Source organism: Bifidobacterium sp. FKU, from assembly GCF_026016385.1.
GTDB classification, from domain to species: Bacteria; Actinomycetota; Actinomycetes; order Actinomycetales; family Bifidobacteriaceae; genus Bifidobacterium; species Bifidobacterium infantis.
The window spans coordinates 566,487-583,008 of record NZ_CP092888.1 but is presented as its reverse complement, the minus strand read 5'-3'; the positions used below and the strand labels follow the sequence as shown (position 1 = coordinate 583,008).

Here is a 16,522-nt window from a genome sequence, read left to right as displayed (position 1 = left end):
GGTGCGGCAAGGAGTATGCCGGAATCGATAAGGCCATCGATAAAAGCACTTAGGCCCTCAGAGGTCCGAATTTGGTTGCGAGTGTTGAGCTAAGTTGTTCAAGACCAATTAGGCGACCTTCTGTTACTTGTTTTACAGCTTGTACGGCTTCGCTGTAACGAACAGAAATCGTCTCTTGGCTCTTTGATGGTGATGGAATGTAAAGCCGTTCACCAAGAAGATAAGCGGATGGGTTAAATGTGAAGGTCTTTTCAATGTCATCAATCCCTACGGCTATCCGCTCGAGAATACGTCGCTGTCCTACTTCTAACTCAAGACCATCGGGATTTGATACAACATTCTCAAGCACTCCAACGGTTGCAAAAGTCGAAAAAGGAGTCGCTCTAGTTGTAAGGCGCGATAAGTATTTTAGCGCGCTTCGAGCTACCTTCAAAACCTTTGTTCGCTCAGTCTTCGAATCTTCTGCAAGATTTTTTGTGACAGCAGCGTAAAATGATGGAGCAGAGTTTTCTAGAACTGCACGAATACCGGGTTCGGATATGACGGTGTCCGCGAACACCGATAACGCGGAACTGCCTTTCTTAGGAAACTTGTCGACGGGAAGCGCTGCAATCCTCACGTATGGAGATCCGAGCAGAGTATATCTAGACACGTTTCACCGCCTTAAGCAGCAGCCATGCACTTGCCATGGCAACAACTACACCGACCGGAATCACATAACCGGCAAATCGCGCCCCGCTTAGCATCCATGTGGTCGGTATAACGGCATGCAGAATCGGCGAGCCCTCGAACATGCCGGAGCTGACCGGAAGGCCGGCGACGATGAAGAAGCCGACAATGCTCCAAGCGACAACAGGACTGGCCCAGAGTCGCAGGACGAAGCATGCAAGGGAAAGAACGACAGCGGTGAACGCAAACATCAAAGCGACATGCAACGAGAGCGGTCTCTTATTGACGATAAATCCGACGGCAAATCCGTACAGCAGAGTCAGGCAGATGCTGACCGCGACACCAAGCAATAGTGACTTCAAGGTAAAGCGAAGCAGGAGCCGATCGTGGATGCTGAAGGAACGATATGAGCGGGGCACCCTCGCATGGGAGAAAACAAGGCCGGCCGTGGTTATGGGAAGTGCCATCACCATCGCCGACTGCGCCACCGCGCCCATGCTCCCGTAACGCAAAAAGAACAGCGGAAGCAGCAGCACGGCCACAAAGGCGAGCATCGACCAACGGATCAATGCCACGCGCTCAATACGCAATAGGGACTTCATTTCCTGTCCACTCCTTCGCGACGGAACCAGCTCAACAAAACATAGACAACCAGGAGCACCACAATCGGGACGACCACCACCACAGGGCCGACAGACGATCGGCTCGCCGTTTCCGCCGGCGACATCACGGTGCCGTTCAGATTCAACCCGACGACCCGTAGGGCGTTCGCGACGTAGGGCGTCGCATAGTCGGACAAGTCGCCCGGCAGAAGAACCCATACATAGCAAAGGATGGCCGAGACGATCCCGGCGACTTCGGGATTGACGGCAATCTCGACGATCGAATAGATCAGGGCAGTCAAAAGGCTTTGCAGCACGACGAAGCACAGGACGACGGCCAGATTCGGATGCATCCCGGTACCCATCAGAACCATGATGACGTCGAAGCATAATACGCTCAGCAGGTTCACAGCGGCCAGAATCAAAGCCCGGAATATGGTTCTGAGCGAGCACGGCTTCCATGCGGAATACACGTGGCGGGGCAAACCTCCATAGTGCGCCTTCGCAACCCTGGCATCGCACACAAAGAGCAGCGCAAGACAAATCACCGGCTGGGTGCCGGTGAAGAAGAAGCTGTATCCTCCAGCTATCGGGGTTCCGTTCGCCGCGCCTGAAATCCACGAACCCAGCAGAAGGGACGCCACGGCTCCGAACACCGCGGCGAGAAAATACCATACGTTCCAGTAATAGGCGACCAACGCGCGAACAGGAGAAACGGCACTCACCTTTACCTCCCCTGATACAGGTCCGCGAGGTTTACCCCGGTCAGATCCGTGAATTGCGCGGCCCGGCCATGTCGAATCACGATGCATTCATCCGGGACTCCCTGAATCTCATGAAGCAGATGCGTGGAGATGACGACGCAGTTCCCCCTGTCCCGATAGGCGCGAAGCGTTTCGGACAAGGAGGCTATGCCATCGGGATCCAATCCGTTCTGCGGCTCATCGAGGAACAGAAACCTCGGATGCGGCACAAGGGCGAGACACAGCTCCAGACGCTCCTTCATACCCGTCGAATAGTCCTTCGCCTTCCGTCCATGCGCCGCGTGGTTGATGCCCACATTGTTCAACGCCGTCTCCGGGTCCACGTCCAGACCCCAGAACGCGGAGACCACCTCGACGTTCTCCCTACCAGACAGGTAGGGAAAGAAACTGGGATGGTCTATCGCCGCGGACATCTCGTTGATGTTCGTCCCGGTGTATGTGACCTCCCCGCTCACGGGCCTGATCCGCCCGAGCAGCGTCTTCATCAACGTGGTCTTACCCGCGCCGTTCGCCCCGAGCAGACAGACGATCCTACCCGTATTCAACCGCAAGTTGATGTCACTGACAATCGGGGAATTCTTGTACCCAATCGAGAGATTGGTCGCCAATATAACTGGCATGATCCACCTTCCAAAAAGGCGTTCCTAGAGACAAGGCTTGCCTCTAGGAACGCACGATGCTACGACGACGTTGCTAATGCTTGCTTCCCCGGATTCAACTTGTAAGTGCAACGGCTGGTTTCGGGTCGGCTTGTTTTGATTATAGCTTGGCCATCTCCTCGTCCCATACCTCGTTGGGCGTTTTGTAGCCGAGGAGCTTCATGGGGGTGTCGTTGATCTCCCCGACGATCGCGTCGAGCTCGTCCTGCGTGAGATCCTCGAAACTGGTTCCCTTGGGCAGGTAGCGGCGGATCCTGCCGTTCCTGTTCTCGTTGCTGCCACGCTGCCAGGAACCGTACGGGTCGGCGAAGTACGTGAGCATGCCCAGCGCCTCGTCCACCAGCACGTGCAGGGACGCCTCCGTGCCGTTGTCCCACGTGCGGTCGACGCGCGCGGCCGGCGGCATGCCCTTGAATATCTCGTACTCGGCCCTGGCCGTGGCGGACGCGCTCTTGTCGTCGACGAGCCGGGCGAACAGCCTGCGGCTCCTGCGCTCCACTGCCACACATGCATTGTTCATCGAGAAGAATACGGCAGAAAGAGAATACTGTCAGCGCTTTTGCTTGAAGGAATACGGACAGGCGTGATGACGCTATCTCCTGTTTTGGTATCTATTGCGAGAATGCTTCCGATGGTTTTGATTCCCTTCGCCTCTGACATAGTTTTATCCCTTACAAGAATAAGAGCTTTATCTCGAGAAGCAATAGCTTGTGCGACATATTGAGTGTCCTTTATGACTGGAATATCAAGACATTCAGAATGATCGATATCGTATGAGCCATCAGAAATTTGGCATGCTTGGGTAGAACTAATAATCCACGGCCTTTCTCCTACAGAAAGAAGAGATTGAAAGTTTGATTCCACTCGCATACTTGCTACTCTGCCTAAGGTATTGGCATCAAATACATCTATCTGTTTTGGTGATCCATTAAGATCGGTTCCAACAGCTAGAAGTCGGCCACCCCACAGGACTGTTTGATTATAAAGTAAATTGTCATCTGTGACATTCTCGTCAATATTCTTTGTCGAGAAGTTATATCTGATTATATTACCCTGATATCGATTAGAACTCAGCGTAAGTTCGTGACCGACGATAAACATATCCTCATCTGTGGAGACTTGATCTTCAGTATAAATTTTAAGTACACGCTTCTCCAAAACTTTGCCATGAGAATCTTCGACGACCAATAAATTGAGATAGGAATCATGCTCAGGAGAGTCGTTGCCATTCATTACTGCAGCAATTCCTCCGTTATGAGGTTCAATGGACATAACTCCGGAGTAATTGGAATCCGAAAGAAGATGAACAAGTTTTGATTCGCTGTTTTTCCCTACAATCAAATGTGTATTATGACGATGTCCCCCCGCAACGAACACGCCATCTTCATATGAGTACTTAAACGCATCTTGCAAGTCATCTAGGGGCTTGCTGCCAATAATTCCCCCTTGATCATCAATTGTAATCATTCCGCCTTTATTTGACGAAAACATATCCGAGTAAATAATTTCATAAGCCGCAGGAAGATTGGATTTCTTATATCGTCCGTTAAATAGGAAACGCAGTAATAGGCACATAGCTAGAAGTGCTATAATTAAAAGGGTCGTCGTCACTACTAGTGTGGCACGTTTTCCGTTTCTCATTTTTCACCTCATCGTATATAGTGACTCCTGCTCTCATATAGGAAATGAGGGCAGGAGTATTCTAAGTTACACTCTTCTTACCACGTAGGTATTCGAGGAATTTACAAGGTCTGCAGGCGCTATGACACCGTTAGGGACAGAACCCGTTTCCGTGTTAATTCCGGCATTGAGCCAGGCTCTCCATACCAGCTGACTGCAATAGAACTTGTCGGTTCTGTTTTTGTCGAAGAAATTCCAGTTATAGCCTTTTCCAACTTGACTGGCTGCATATCCTGCCGCACTGGAAAACTGAGCAGAGGATGCGCCGTAGGGTCGCACTAGAAAGGCACCACTTTTAGAGCCCCAGTTGTTGCTATACTTTTGGACGCCGTCCTTGTTGATCGGGCTCCAGTTTTGGGCGTAGGATTCGATAGTCGTCGAGCTGGACGATGAGACTATTGCGGCATGCCCGGTAAACGCCACGCTGCCGGAATCTATAAGAGTGCTTACTAGGATGTCTCCATACGTTCCAAGACTGTTAGCAAGCAGAACTGGCTCCCCAGCTTTTGCATCGTGTTGTGCAGCTTCTTGACCTTCAGCAAGAAGCTGTGGTAGGTTGCGATTGATTTCAGCAATCGTTTCCTGATCTTCCTGATACGCTTTCGCATATCGAGAATCGGTAGGAATATCGGGATGTGGAGAAGTGTTGGCAGCGAATGCGATTCCCGGAGTCGCAATAAAAATTGACAAGCTCAGAAATACGGCGAGTGTCGCTTTGAGGGTTTTCATAGTTAGTCCTTAGCGTTCATTAGGAAATGACGATAGATAGGACCACCCGCTTCGACGCGGGATATAGTACGGAAAGAAGCACCTTCCGCAAACGTACATTCTCAGTATTGCAGTTCTCAGGTTGAGCGGTTCCTGTTCCCGCTCAATTGTCATCTTTAGATGACAGCCTGTCTGCTGTCTCTGCAGTGATCGACATGGTTGTCCGCCGCTATTCCGCCGGTTTTCCCTGACGATGAGTGTCAACGGAGGCCGTTGCCTGTCGGGCTCCTTGATCGTCGTCAGAGGAGGCCGTCGTGGATTTGTTGAATCAGGTGCTTCAGTTGTTCGTCAGGTTCGCCACTATCGGCGGCGGCCTGTGGCTGGTGTGGGGTGCCGTCACATGTGGAGGACTTCATCGTAGCCATGCTCAACATGATCGGCGGCGTTGGCGCCGGCTCGGTCACGGCCGGATTGCTGTCCCAGGCGCCGGAGACATGGAATCCCGCCCTCTACCAGCTGGCGGTGAACGTGCATGATGTGGCGGTCAAGCCTTTGACGTCGGTGGTGTTCACGGTGGTGCTGTATGTGCGGTTCATCGAATTGTATGCGTTGACGGCGTTCCAGTCGTTGCCGTTCGCGTTCCTGGTGCATGAGGACACCAAGCCGATCGGCGTGGGGTTCTTCAAGTCGCATGCGCGCACGTCGGCGAACGCGGTGTGCCTGCCGTTCGCGTTGTGGGGCTGGTGGCGTCCGAAGGGGCTGAAGCCTGAACGGTATCTGGGATACATGCTGCGCCAGCGTTTCGGTCCGAGGGTCTACCTGCTTGAGTCCTATGTTCCCGCGAGGTTTCCCGGCAAACCGTCGTTGAAGGAGAAGAGCCACAGTCGGGTCAGGGGGAAGGAACGTGCGTCGCCATGTCTGATGTCAAAAAACGATAAGACGATCAAAAGCAGTGGATTGCGGCATGGGAAGATGACCGGGACAAGCCGGTCGAAGAACCGTCGCATTCCTCGTTCGTCGAAGGAACTGATTGGCTATGATTCGATGCTGTCCAACGGGATCGCGTATCTGGGCGGCGACCGGTGGAACGTGTCGCTGCGGATCAGCGACATCAACTATCAGGTCGCGACCCAGGACCAGCAGCTGGACGTCGTGGACCGGTGGGGCCGTTTCCTGGAACTCGGCGGGCAAGAACATGGGCGTGCGGATCACGGTCGCCACGCGCATGCTGGATCCCGAGGAGGTGACGCGCAGCATCGCCATGCCCCTGCAGGGCGATGCGTTGGATGGATTGCGCGGGGACTTCAACCGCAATGTGCGCCGGCGTCTCGCCGGCCGTTCGCCCCGGCCGGGTGAATCCGCGGGGACGCCCGACGCTCAGCGTCGTCGTCCCGCCCATGCGGGGCGGATGCCGTGCTCGCCGGCCGCGAGCACGAGGGTCGCCAGCGAACAGTCATCGTCCAAGGCCAAGGCCTTGAGCGCGCGCACCGCGGCCACGGTCGAACGGTCGGCCATCCACATCAGGTACGCGCACGCCGCCATCGGCTGTGCCTCGTACCCGTCCGGCGCGTCGGCCGTCACCGATTCCAGCAACGCCGTCGCCCGCCCCCAGCGCCGCATGTCCGGCTGACAGTCGGCGTCCTTGAACGCCCGTGACAGTTCGCACGTGACCACGGCCGCCGACTCCATCGAATGCGGCCGGGCGTACAGCATGTGCAGTTCGCCGCCGCCCATTTCGCGCAACGCGGCGAGTATCAGCGCGTCCCGCATGCTCAGGTACTCGGTCGCCAGCACCGCCAGCGTGACGCGCTCCTCATGGGAGAAACCGCCCCCGTCGCGCGACAGCAGGCCGTTCCACCTGTCCATCAGGGGCGCGAACCACTTGTCGGCCGCCTTCTCGGGGCCAAGCTCCCGCCGGTCCTTACGGAACCCGCCGCATACGCGCTCCGCCAATCCTGTTCCCGTAGTGCGGGTGTCCACCATGTCGTTCATGTCCATCGGTCCTTTCCGTGTGGTTTCCATTTCGGACACCACCCGCCTGCCATGCGCGCAGGCGGAGCGGCACGGGACACGGCGCAGGAAGCGAAGACGGAGCGCATGGCATGCTGGTGGTGGCCGCAAACCCCTCGTCAGATTCCACGCGGCCCACCCGCCGCGAGCATGCGAGCGGCCAGACAACACCGTCATGCGCGCAGCGCATGGCCTAAGGCTGCGTTCCCACGCCGATGAAGGAGAGTATGTCGAACGGGCTTTGCCCGGAAGCATTCTCTTCTGAATCGACATGAATGACGCACTGTCCTCTTTAGATGACAAAACCGTCGCATGAAACAATATGGACATTCCAATGTTGCAGCTTTGCTATAATCAGATGCTCGAGAGTAAGGAGTGATAGCAACTCTATCTGTGTCTCATGCATGAGACACAGATACTTTGTGTTATCATATGACATTCTTTAGAACCTAGAACTGAGGTGAGTAATTTTAATCTAGACACGGGGCGATACTGCAAATATTGTCTCTGCACAAGTAATTTGCATGCCACTGTATGGCACCAAATTATTCAAATAAATTCGTTATCGGGTCCACACGGCAAGGCAATGTACTCAGGAAAAAGAATCAGAATCGCAATTGTAGACAATGACAAACTTGCCATCGGTATGATGAGACTACTGATTGGGCATCTCCTCCCGTCAGCGGACATATGCTGGACCGCATTCACAGGTGAGGAGGCCGTCAGCAAAAGTCTCTTCGACAAGACACAGCCCGACGTACTAATAGTGGATATGTCACTAGAAGGCATGAGTGGATTCGAAGTGTGTCGAAGGATCCGTTCCCGGACCCCCAAAATCGCACTCATAGGGGTGACTGCCTTCTCTCCTGAGCGTTACTATGCTGATGCACTGTCCAATGGGGCCAATTGCCTGATTCCCAAAGTCCAGATGAGAGATATATGCCGGGCATCATATCGGCTTGCGAACGGGCAACAGCCCGGCACTCAATATGAATCTTCCGAGACTGCTCAGGAAGCGTACTCCAAGCTTTCGCCCGAAGACGCTGGTCAGTATCACAAAAACCTCACCAGAAGGGAAACGGAGGTCATGAGTCTGTGCGCACGTGGATACACCTCCCAGGAGATAGGCGATTACTTGGGCATAGGCGAATCAACTGTCAAGACCTACATCAAACGCGTGACCGAAAAAATGGACGTTAAAAATCGAACTCAAGCGGTGATATGTTGGCTCAAAGAGAGGGAATCATGAGGATTCGGAAATCTCCTCTTGTTTCCTTTGTGCTCAACCATCCCACGTACATCGGATACCTACTTTCCATAGTTAGCGTCGCACTCACTATGGCGGAAACTATGATATTGCCCCCCAATACAATATGGACGCTGGTATTCTGTATCATCCATATGATCGCGGTAATGATGCTTCCGAGCCGACCACTATTAGGGAGCAACCTGGCACTAGCATCGTTTATCATATGCTGCTTCATACCCGATGACGGAGGACCCACCCTGCTCTGGGGCACTTGGCTTTCGTTGGCGTATATAGGATTATCGATTAAGTCACCGATTGGGTTTATGTACCCGCTGATCGTCTCGGTCGCACGCATGTGGAGCTTCAACGAAGCAGGGACACCATTTCGGGAATCTTTCACATTGCTATTCATCATGTTCTTCGCTTATTACATTGGACGAGCCCTCGGATGGAGGAACATGAAGCATCAGGCCGAAACAAACAGACTGGAACGCAATCAGCTACGGCAACGTTTGGACACGCTACGCAAGGAAAACGAGGCCGCCATCCATATCCATGATTCGGTCGCCGCGAACCTGACCTATGCCGCAATGCTGCTGGACGACAAGATGATCCAGAACGAATATGAATTTACGGAACGTGAAATCAGCGAACTGCACGGGAAAATAATGGACACTCTTAAAGACGTTAGAACAGCCATCAATCTGATGCAAGGCGAGGAAATTCCCCATCAGACCGGAGACAGCACGACAGCCGCCGCGAAAATACAATCAATCATCAACAGTGGCGACGAATCGTTAATGAGACTCGGATTCTCCGGCAAAACCGAACTGTCAGTTCGGTCCCTGAACCACGCGGATTCCCGTTGCCTGATTGAAATATCCTCACTGCTGCCTGAATTGTATACAAACATTGCCGTTCATACATCGCCGAACAGCGAGTATTTCATTCGCATCACCTATAAAGACGGAGCGATGATTATCGATCAGGTCAACGAAATCTCAGATAGCACACTGCTTCCAGACAAGCCGGCTTCGAACAACGGGCTGAGACTGCACACCGAACGAATTCAGTCCGAGGGAGGAGCCGTGAAAACCTCATCCGAAGATGGAACATGGCAGTTCCATGCGTCAATACCAGTACGCACAAATCAGTGACGGCAAAGCCATAGCAGAAATGGCGGGCAATGTTGATTCAACATCAAAGAAGGCTCTGACGCATTAGATGCATATGGAACTGCATAATTGACAGATTCCATTGGACTCCCCGAAGCCGTCAGAGAGAAAATCATTAGTGCAGCAATAATATTCATATCCACCACTTTCTTACTCCGGTGAAGTATGCCATAAATACGGTAGTTGCATCTCAAATCAATCTTTCGATGTCAACTTTCGTATGACATCGAAAGACAACATGCTTACACTTCTCGGTAGCCGCATCTTGCGGAAACAATTACTTGACACCAATGTCTCCGCATACGGCTTGATTACCGTCAGGCGTCGTGCATTAGATAAACTCTCTCTGAAACGTAGACGGATCGTCTAATACAATTTCTTTATAAAGTCTATTTTACCTGCTGCTTTCAAATATAAAATCTCGTGCCAAAGTATCTACAATATGACTTTGATGCTCAGCAACCGTCAACTGATAATATCTAACAGCAACTTTTTCGCTGACATGCCCCAGTTCATTCATAACTTCACGCAGAGTTCCCCCTTGTAACATCAATAGAGTCGCATGACTCGCACGCAATCCCTGAAAAGTCAGATCGGGTCGATTCGCCTTTATTCGCGCTTTAGCAAACTGGCGTTCTAACGTGGTCTGCGACATTATCTTCGATCGTTTAGGAACAAATACCGGAGAGTCAGGAGTAGATATATCGCAATAGTCGCATAAATGCTGTCGCAGCATCGGCATAATCGCATCCGGTATATGCACGTTCCTCACACTAGATTCTGTTTTAGTCTTGCCGTATTGGACCGTACCTCTATCTGTTTTACCTCGGTTCACTGAATGCCGCACGTGCAGCGTTTGTTTGTCCAGGTCAATATCTCTAATTTGAAGACCGCATAGCTCACCGCATCGCAAACCTCCCACTAAAGTGGAAAGAAATACCGATAACCGCGTGTACGTCGGCATTGACTCGGCTAAAATCCGAAGCTCATGCGGCGTAACTGGAGGAATATCAATTCGAGATGATCGAGGGGCTGGAGGAATATGGAATATAAAAGGATTGAATTGCAGCAATGACGCAGATCCGTCTAATCCGGCCTTTGTCGCAGATTCCAGTACCGCTTTCAACCTCATGCAAGAACGACGAAATGCCCAGGGTCCCTCGCAGTGAGGAGCATCATACCATTCTTTGATTATCATTGGCGTAATCTCAGTGAGAAGCAAGTTCTCGAAAAAAGGCATAAAATGTCCTATATCCACATGAAGGTTGCGCCTAGTTCCTCCTGCTACATCTTCGCCGTTCGGTAGTCGATAATTCTTTTCCCACCAATTCACATAATCGCAGAATTTGACTTTATCTCGCTTCGTCTTGTCATCTTCTTGCATTGCTTCTCTTTTTCTCAGTGTCGGATGAGTCCAAGTGAGAATTCCCTTATGTTGAAGATCAACCAAGTATTTTTCTTCCTCAAGCCATTTTCGAGCTTCCAACTCTTGCCAAGGTTTGAACTGTCTTTGAACACGTTTCCCTGATTCCGTAGGATGAGGATAGCGAACCTGCCAAGCCACGATTTCACCATCTTTGCTGTATCGAGCTATAACCGTTCCCCACTTACTGCGAGCTTTACGCGATTGCTTTTTCTGGGAATACCTGTTCTGGTGCATAACATCTCCGTAAATCAAAGAGGTGCACTGAATATATGCCTCTTGTGAGAGATTGAAACCAAGAATTCCTGATAACCAGCATTTTTGCTGAATTGTTGTCATCTTAATGATGACTGCACGACGGGTATAGAATCTCACTAGAAAATCATGCACATATATCAGGGAGAAGATAAATTAGACATCAAATCAATGACTTGCTGCTCTAAGATGAATACTGAAATCAACCCATTATAAACACGGACGATCTTGACTGTTCCCGAAGCAGCAACAAAAAACCTTAGCGCACCTTTCTGAACTAAAAAAATCCTTGGTGCGCTAAGGTAAGATTGTAAGGAATATGATATTTCTACATGATATAATCCGTGAAACAAGAGGAAACTATATACATATCCGCAATCGACCATACTCAATGGCGGTTCAAGCACTCATCTCGTTCACAATTCTAAACAACTTTCAGGATGAGCGAGCAGGAGCAGAAGACTTAGTCACTTAAAACATGAATTTTAGAATTCAAAAAAAGAGTCCAATATTCTACTTGTTCCAATAATGTCTTTCGTTGATCTATTTCAAATAAAAGAAGTCCAATATTATCAGTAGATTCAGATTGAGCATCGATATAATCTCCACTTTTATATGAAGTAGAAAATGATATTACGTTAGAATTATTAGCAATTGTATTAATATCATACTTGTCGATTCTGCCTCTTTTTGGCAGAATCGACAAGTAACCATACAATTTATCCGTAACACATGATGCACAGAACGGTAAACCAAGCTGTACGCGAAAAGACTCTTCGTTCATTATAAAACCATATTTTCGCTGTATGGCATCGCTTATGAGCAAACCACCAGTACGACTTGCTATTTCTATGAAATAAGGTTTCATTGATTCATCAAGGATCCATTCTGCATGAATAGATCCATTATCAAACTTTGGGTCCGCAAGCAATTTGCGCGTTTCATTTGTCAGAACCTTAAAAGGAGTAGAAAATGGAGATATCTGTAGATCTGCAACTGTGCTCAATGGAAATTGAGGTTTAATATCCTCGTTAAACAAAGTTGTACTTTTTCCAGAGGAGTTCAAATACATCGATACTGATGTGAACACAAGCCGTCCATTGGATATTATTCCATCTACATGGTAAAGATTTCCCTGAATGAAAGACTCGACATCTAGTCCATCATTAAAATCTAAAACTCGGCAAAAGGATTGAAGCTCACCCTTATCTGAAATGAGTGAAACATTCTTAGATCCATATTCATTCTTCGGCTTTATTATGATAGGGAATCCATGTCTCGCCACGAAAGAATAAATATCTTCTTGATCAAAAGCAACCGTGAACGAAGGCACCGAGATTCCCGCAAGACTCGCCCATTCTTTCATAGCAATTTTATCTCGATAGAGAAATGCGCTGAAATAAGATTGACCAGGAATATCGAGCAAGCTTCTTAGCTTAGCGGCCCTCAGAATGTCCAGCTCTGACAAGGCAATGATTCTGTCAAAAAGTCTTTCGCCATGCAGCTCTATCACAAGTTGTTCAAGCGCTAAATCATCATCATAAGATTCGAAGTAAACAAATTTGCTCAATCCTCTTTTTTCAGAGTCTGGTATATCGTATCGAGAAATTAAAACTACATCTGTGTCTTCCATTTCTGAGTGCTCAAGCCACGAAGTTACAGAGGCGCGAACCCAGGGCACACGATTAATCATGCATACATGCATGTTCACTCCTTAGATGTGTTTATATGAAATAAACTAAGTACACAATTCATCTGACGTTCAAGCGAAAAATAATCTATATCATCAATTATGATATAACCTCGTCGTTTGCTGCTATCAGATATTTCACTTAAATAGTCGCCTATTGAACAGGTTAATTCATGTTGGAATCCTTTTAATGCTTCAGGATGACTGAAACCAGTAACAATGCCCGGCTGAAAATCGAAGTAATTCTGTTGAGAAAAGCGTGAACTTATTGAAGGAAAAACAGGATGCAAACCGCATAATAGCATGCAATACATCCATAAAAAATTCATTTCATAGCTTATGGATATGAGATCTACAATCCTGTCACCAGGACGTCGACCCGCACATTCAACCAAAAAAGGATTGTCATCAGAAGAGATAATCCATTCAGCATGTAATGCAGCAGTTTCTATCTTTGCCTTTTTTACAAGCAGATCCATAAAATGATATATATTCACCTTTGCTTTTTCACTAATTATTCCTGGAACTTGATGTCCAGATTCAACAAAAAAACCATTTTCGTATTTGAATTTCTTTGTTATATTTCGAAAAACTATTTGTTTATCATCTACAATATATTCACAGGAATACTCGGCACCAGGGATAAATTCTTCAACGAGTAGACCATCCTTCTCATTATGTAGACTTGCTATAGACTCGCAGAATTCCCACTTCTCATCGATCTCTGATGCCTGATTAATACGTACAACACCTTCGCTAGCAGAAAGTGTTCTAGGCTTGATCACTACTGATGATTGCTGACGATTTGCATAAAACTTTTTTACATCTACTCTACTTGACGCAAATATGTAATCAGGCTGAGGAATATCATATTTCTTACAAAAATTCCTTAGCTCAAGTTTATTTCTAAAAATATGTGCGCCGATATCGCCAATACGCGGCACGCATAGTTTCTTCGCACAATAGTTTGCATCCTCAACTGAATTTTCAAAACACGGAATAACTGCATCAAATTTTACAGTTTGCACCAATAAACAAATGATAGAATCCAATTCTTCTCTATTCCCATATTGGAAGAAATGTATATCATTTGAAATATCAATTACGGTATTATCCACACTGTCTTTTTGATGCAGAATATATATAACAGAATCAGGATCTGATTCAGAAATGCATTTTGCTATAACAGCGCTTTCTCCAATCATTAAAAAATTCATCATGATCTTCAATCCTTATTAGCACCGGCAAAACGAGAAAAATATAAAAGCAATGACATAATGGCCAATACACCAACAAATACATCAATGCCAACGAATATGCTGTTATCAACTATATGTGTAAATATAGGTATAAATACTAAAGTTGAAAATGCAACAAAAATATCTCGCAAACTTGATAGTTTTCCATGCACCGTGTTTTCTGCAGTCTTTTGCAATTCCGTCTGAAAAACAGCAATACTTGATCCATTAATCAAACCGATTAGAAACATTACTAAAGACGAAAAAAATGGAGATGGGAAAGAACCTAGGATGCAATAACATATTGCTTGAAGGAGCATCAACAGCGGAGCGACCCCGCTGAAGGACCATCGGTTTAATACTCTCTCCACTAATAGAAATGAAGAGATCGCCCCCAGGGCAAAGCCTCCATCCAATATCGATATGTAAGCACTATTCGCCAATACTTCAGTTGCAAACTTTGGTTCGATAAGATTTACAAAGCTAACCGATATATAATCAAAAATAGAGAAAACGATCAGTAATGTAAGTTTTTTGTTTTCCAAAATATTTTTTATCATGGAAAACCACGCAAGATACATCGATCTCAACACATTTTTATCGTTTGTTGTATTGATAGAATCAGAACTTCTCACTAAAATAATTCTGTTCATCATAAAACTAGTTATGAGAAAACAGCCAGAATTAATTCCTAAAGCATAAACTGGATTGTTTGTCAAAAGCAAAGGTGCCGCAAGCGCAACACCAATTAGCTGTCCACTTTGGTTTGCCGAACTCCGAATTCCATTAAATGAAAGCAGAGTTATATTATGGCGTTCAACTTCAGGGATCAACTTAAAGTTAGCAGCTCTGAAAAAGGGGCTGCAAATACTTAATATAGTATTTATTACCATAAGTATTATTACAATATTTTTTGCGAACATTAAACATGAAAATACACCTCCTAAAAGAATCACACCTTGAATTAGATTAATGTAAACAGAGACTTTCTTTGCATCAATCAAATCAGCGACATATCCCGCTATTATATTCAACAAAAGCGATGATAAATTCTGAATAATCAGTATCAGGCCAAAAGCTCCGACAGATCCTGTAGCAGCATATAGCATCTGCCCCACGATTAGCGAGAACATTCCATTACCTATATTTGAAATAAATGTTCCAAATATAAATAATATGACAGATTTATTGCCTTTAAACATTTTGATTTTCATCATGTCCTTTTTTTGTGTTTAAAATCGACAAAACAAAATTACCCAATCTCTGCTCGTCTTCAGCTTCTGGGTACAACTCAACTTTTACGGGGTCGGCTCCTCGTATGGCTCCGGTATTCTCTAGCCTTGAGTCGAAATTATCGACTGCGGTACAGAAATCCTCATAAAATGTATCTCCTGAACCACATACACCAAAAGTCAATGAAGAAAGTTTTTCATGTTCCAACCATTCATAGAAGTCATTCGCATCGACCCAATCAGAACTCATTCTTCTCACCTCACCTCTATCGAGTGTCTGTATTATTGCACTTTGGTTTTCTTCTCATTCTGTTTACTAGTTTTTTGTCATCTATAGTTGACTCATACTGGCTATGTATGAATTCATCTACGAGTTGGTTGACAACTTGACTCCGGTGCTGATCGACGATGCGCTGGTAGTGCTTGATGGCGACCTTCTCGCTGGAGTGCCCCAGCTCGTCCATAACTTCACGCAACGTGCCGCCCCTGAGCATCAGCAGTGTCGCATGGCTGGCACGCAACGATTTAAAGGTTAGATCAGGTCTTCCCGCTTTTTCTCTGGCTTTGCGGAACTGACCTTCCAGCGTTGTTTGACTCATAATCTTCACCCGTCTTGGCGGGAACACCATGGCATCGGGATCAGTCCAGTCACAGTGCTGACGCAGATGATCACCAATCACGGGGATGAGCCCGTCCGGAATGAGCACACTGCGTATGCTGGAACGCGTCTTGGTATCGGCGATTCGCACGTGACCACGATCTGTTCGCCCTCGATTGACGGAATGCCTGACACGCAGCGTTCTCGACTTAAGATCGATATCCCCAACCTGCAGTCCGCACAATTCCCCGCATCGCAAACCCGCTGTAGTGTATGTCATCTGCGATAATGAAACATTCGCTCTCTTCGGCTTGCATGGTAGCATTGCGGGCAATGGCAATGATGTTCATGCGAAAGGCATATGGATGATAATCAGATTGACTGGCGTGAGACCGTAGAGGCACTTCTTGCCCGCTCGAAACGGTCATTCGTGCCGATTGACAAATCCTTCGTGCAGCTTCCACGCGGCAACGAAGAGCGCAACAGTGTGCTTGCCCGGTTCGTCAGGAACGGAGACAGGGTTCTCCAAGGTGAACACTTACACCGTGCTACCGCCGTTCGACCGGGAAT

At 47.9% G+C, this 16,522-nt stretch carries 16 protein-coding genes and 2 pseudogenes; 4 read left to right on the top strand and 14 right to left on the bottom strand.

Annotated features, from left to right (window positions below):
• Nucleotides 1-49: 49 nt before the first annotated feature.
• The 7 genes and pseudogenes from MMB48_RS02715 to MMB48_RS02685 all read right to left on the bottom strand — a co-directional run bounded on the left by MMB48_RS02715 (nt 50) and on the right by MMB48_RS02685 (nt 5,103).
• Nucleotides 50-559, bottom strand: coding sequence for a lantibiotic dehydratase (locus MMB48_RS02715; RefSeq protein ID WP_217906305.1), 510 nt, complete (start codon nt 557-559; stop codon nt 50-52).
• Nucleotides 560-644: 85 nt separating this feature from the next.
• Complete coding sequence (locus MMB48_RS02710; protein WP_012576927.1) at nt 645-1,271, bottom strand: cytochrome c oxidase subunit IV; 627 nt, start codon at nt 1,269-1,271, stop codon at nt 645-647.
• A complete protein-coding gene (locus tag MMB48_RS02705) occupies nt 1,268-1,996 on the bottom strand; it encodes a hypothetical protein (protein WP_012576926.1) in 729 nt (242 codons plus the stop codon). Before MMB48_RS02705 ends, MMB48_RS02710 begins: the two co-directional genes overlap by 4 nt.
• A 2-nt stretch (nt 1,997-1,998) precedes the next feature.
• A complete protein-coding gene (locus tag MMB48_RS02700; RefSeq protein WP_032743788.1) occupies nt 1,999-2,655 on the bottom strand; it encodes an ATP-binding cassette domain-containing protein in 657 nt (218 codons plus the stop codon).
• Nucleotides 2,656-2,794: 139 nt separating this feature from the next.
• A pseudogene (locus MMB48_RS02695) lies at nt 2,795-3,193 on the bottom strand (IS30 family transposase); the annotation flags it as partial.
• A gap of 17 nt (nt 3,194-3,210) precedes the next feature.
• Nucleotides 3,211-4,335, bottom strand: a complete 1,125-nt coding sequence (locus MMB48_RS02690) for a hypothetical protein (RefSeq protein WP_080714711.1) — start codon at nt 4,333-4,335, stop codon at nt 3,211-3,213.
• 66 nt (nt 4,336-4,401) lie between these two features.
• Nucleotides 4,402-5,103, bottom strand: coding sequence for a YiiX/YebB-like N1pC/P60 family cysteine hydrolase (locus tag MMB48_RS02685; protein ID WP_050496224.1), 702 nt, complete (start codon nt 5,101-5,103; stop codon nt 4,402-4,404).
• Nucleotides 5,104-5,484: 381 nt separating this feature from the next.
• Here MMB48_RS02685 and MMB48_RS02680 point away from each other — a divergent pair.
• Together MMB48_RS02680 and MMB48_RS02675 are read left to right on the top strand one after the other, a co-directional pair.
• Nucleotides 5,485-6,004: pseudogene (locus MMB48_RS02680) on the top strand (hypothetical protein).
• Nucleotides 6,004-6,438 (top strand): hypothetical protein, encoded by a 435-nt coding sequence (locus tag MMB48_RS02675; protein ID WP_032743790.1) that lies wholly within the window; start codon nt 6,004-6,006, stop codon nt 6,436-6,438. The pseudogene MMB48_RS02680 and the gene MMB48_RS02675 overlap by 1 nt, the downstream one beginning before the upstream one ends.
• Nucleotides 6,439-6,459: 21 nt before the next feature.
• Here the strand turns inward: MMB48_RS02675 and MMB48_RS02670 are convergent, their stop codons facing one another.
• A complete protein-coding gene (locus MMB48_RS02670) occupies nt 6,460-7,104 on the bottom strand; it encodes a hypothetical protein (RefSeq protein ID WP_176338717.1) in 645 nt (214 codons plus the stop codon).
• Nucleotides 7,105-7,678: 574 nt separating this feature from the next.
• Here MMB48_RS02670 and MMB48_RS02665 point away from each other — a divergent pair.
• On the top strand, nt 7,679-8,341 hold the full coding sequence (locus MMB48_RS02665; protein ID WP_032743791.1) for a response regulator transcription factor: 663 nt from the start codon (nt 7,679-7,681) through the stop codon (nt 8,339-8,341).
• A gap of 458 nt (nt 8,342-8,799) precedes the next feature.
• On the top strand, nt 8,800-9,498 hold the full coding sequence (locus tag MMB48_RS02660) for a histidine kinase (protein WP_234884549.1): 699 nt from the start codon (nt 8,800-8,802) through the stop codon (nt 9,496-9,498).
• A 412-nt stretch (nt 9,499-9,910) separates the two neighbouring features.
• Here the strand turns inward: MMB48_RS02660 and MMB48_RS02655 are convergent, their stop codons facing one another.
• The 6 genes from MMB48_RS02655 to MMB48_RS02630 all read right to left on the bottom strand — a co-directional run bounded on the left by MMB48_RS02655 (nt 9,911) and on the right by MMB48_RS02630 (nt 16,232).
• Nucleotides 9,911-11,176 carry a tyrosine-type recombinase/integrase gene (locus tag MMB48_RS02655; protein ID WP_080714712.1) on the bottom strand — a complete coding sequence of 422 codons (1,266 nt, stop codon included), beginning with the start codon at nt 11,174-11,176 and terminating at the stop codon, nt 9,911-9,913.
• A 481-nt stretch (nt 11,177-11,657) separates the two neighbouring features.
• Nucleotides 11,658-12,887: an ATP-grasp domain-containing protein gene (locus MMB48_RS02650; RefSeq protein WP_230581195.1), complete on the bottom strand. Its 1,230-nt coding sequence runs from the start codon at nt 12,885-12,887 to the stop codon at nt 11,658-11,660.
• Nucleotides 12,888-12,901: 14 nt separating this feature from the next.
• Nucleotides 12,902-14,104, bottom strand: coding sequence for an ATP-grasp domain-containing protein (locus MMB48_RS02645; RefSeq protein ID WP_012576908.1), 1,203 nt, complete (start codon nt 14,102-14,104; stop codon nt 12,902-12,904).
• 5 nt (nt 14,105-14,109) lie between these two features.
• On the bottom strand, nt 14,110-15,339 hold the full coding sequence (locus MMB48_RS02640; RefSeq protein ID WP_230581196.1) for an MFS transporter: 1,230 nt from the start codon (nt 15,337-15,339) through the stop codon (nt 14,110-14,112).
• Nucleotides 15,317-15,604 carry a flavodoxin domain-containing protein gene (locus MMB48_RS02635; protein WP_136527159.1) on the bottom strand — a complete coding sequence of 96 codons (288 nt, stop codon included), beginning with the start codon at nt 15,602-15,604 and terminating at the stop codon, nt 15,317-15,319. The genes MMB48_RS02640 and MMB48_RS02635 overlap by 23 nt, the downstream gene beginning before the upstream one ends.
• Nucleotides 15,605-15,620: 16 nt before the next feature.
• Nucleotides 15,621-16,232 carry a site-specific integrase gene (locus tag MMB48_RS02630; protein WP_032743795.1) on the bottom strand — a complete coding sequence of 204 codons (612 nt, stop codon included), beginning with the start codon at nt 16,230-16,232 and terminating at the stop codon, nt 15,621-15,623.
• Between the last annotated feature and the right edge of the window lie 290 nt (nt 16,233-16,522).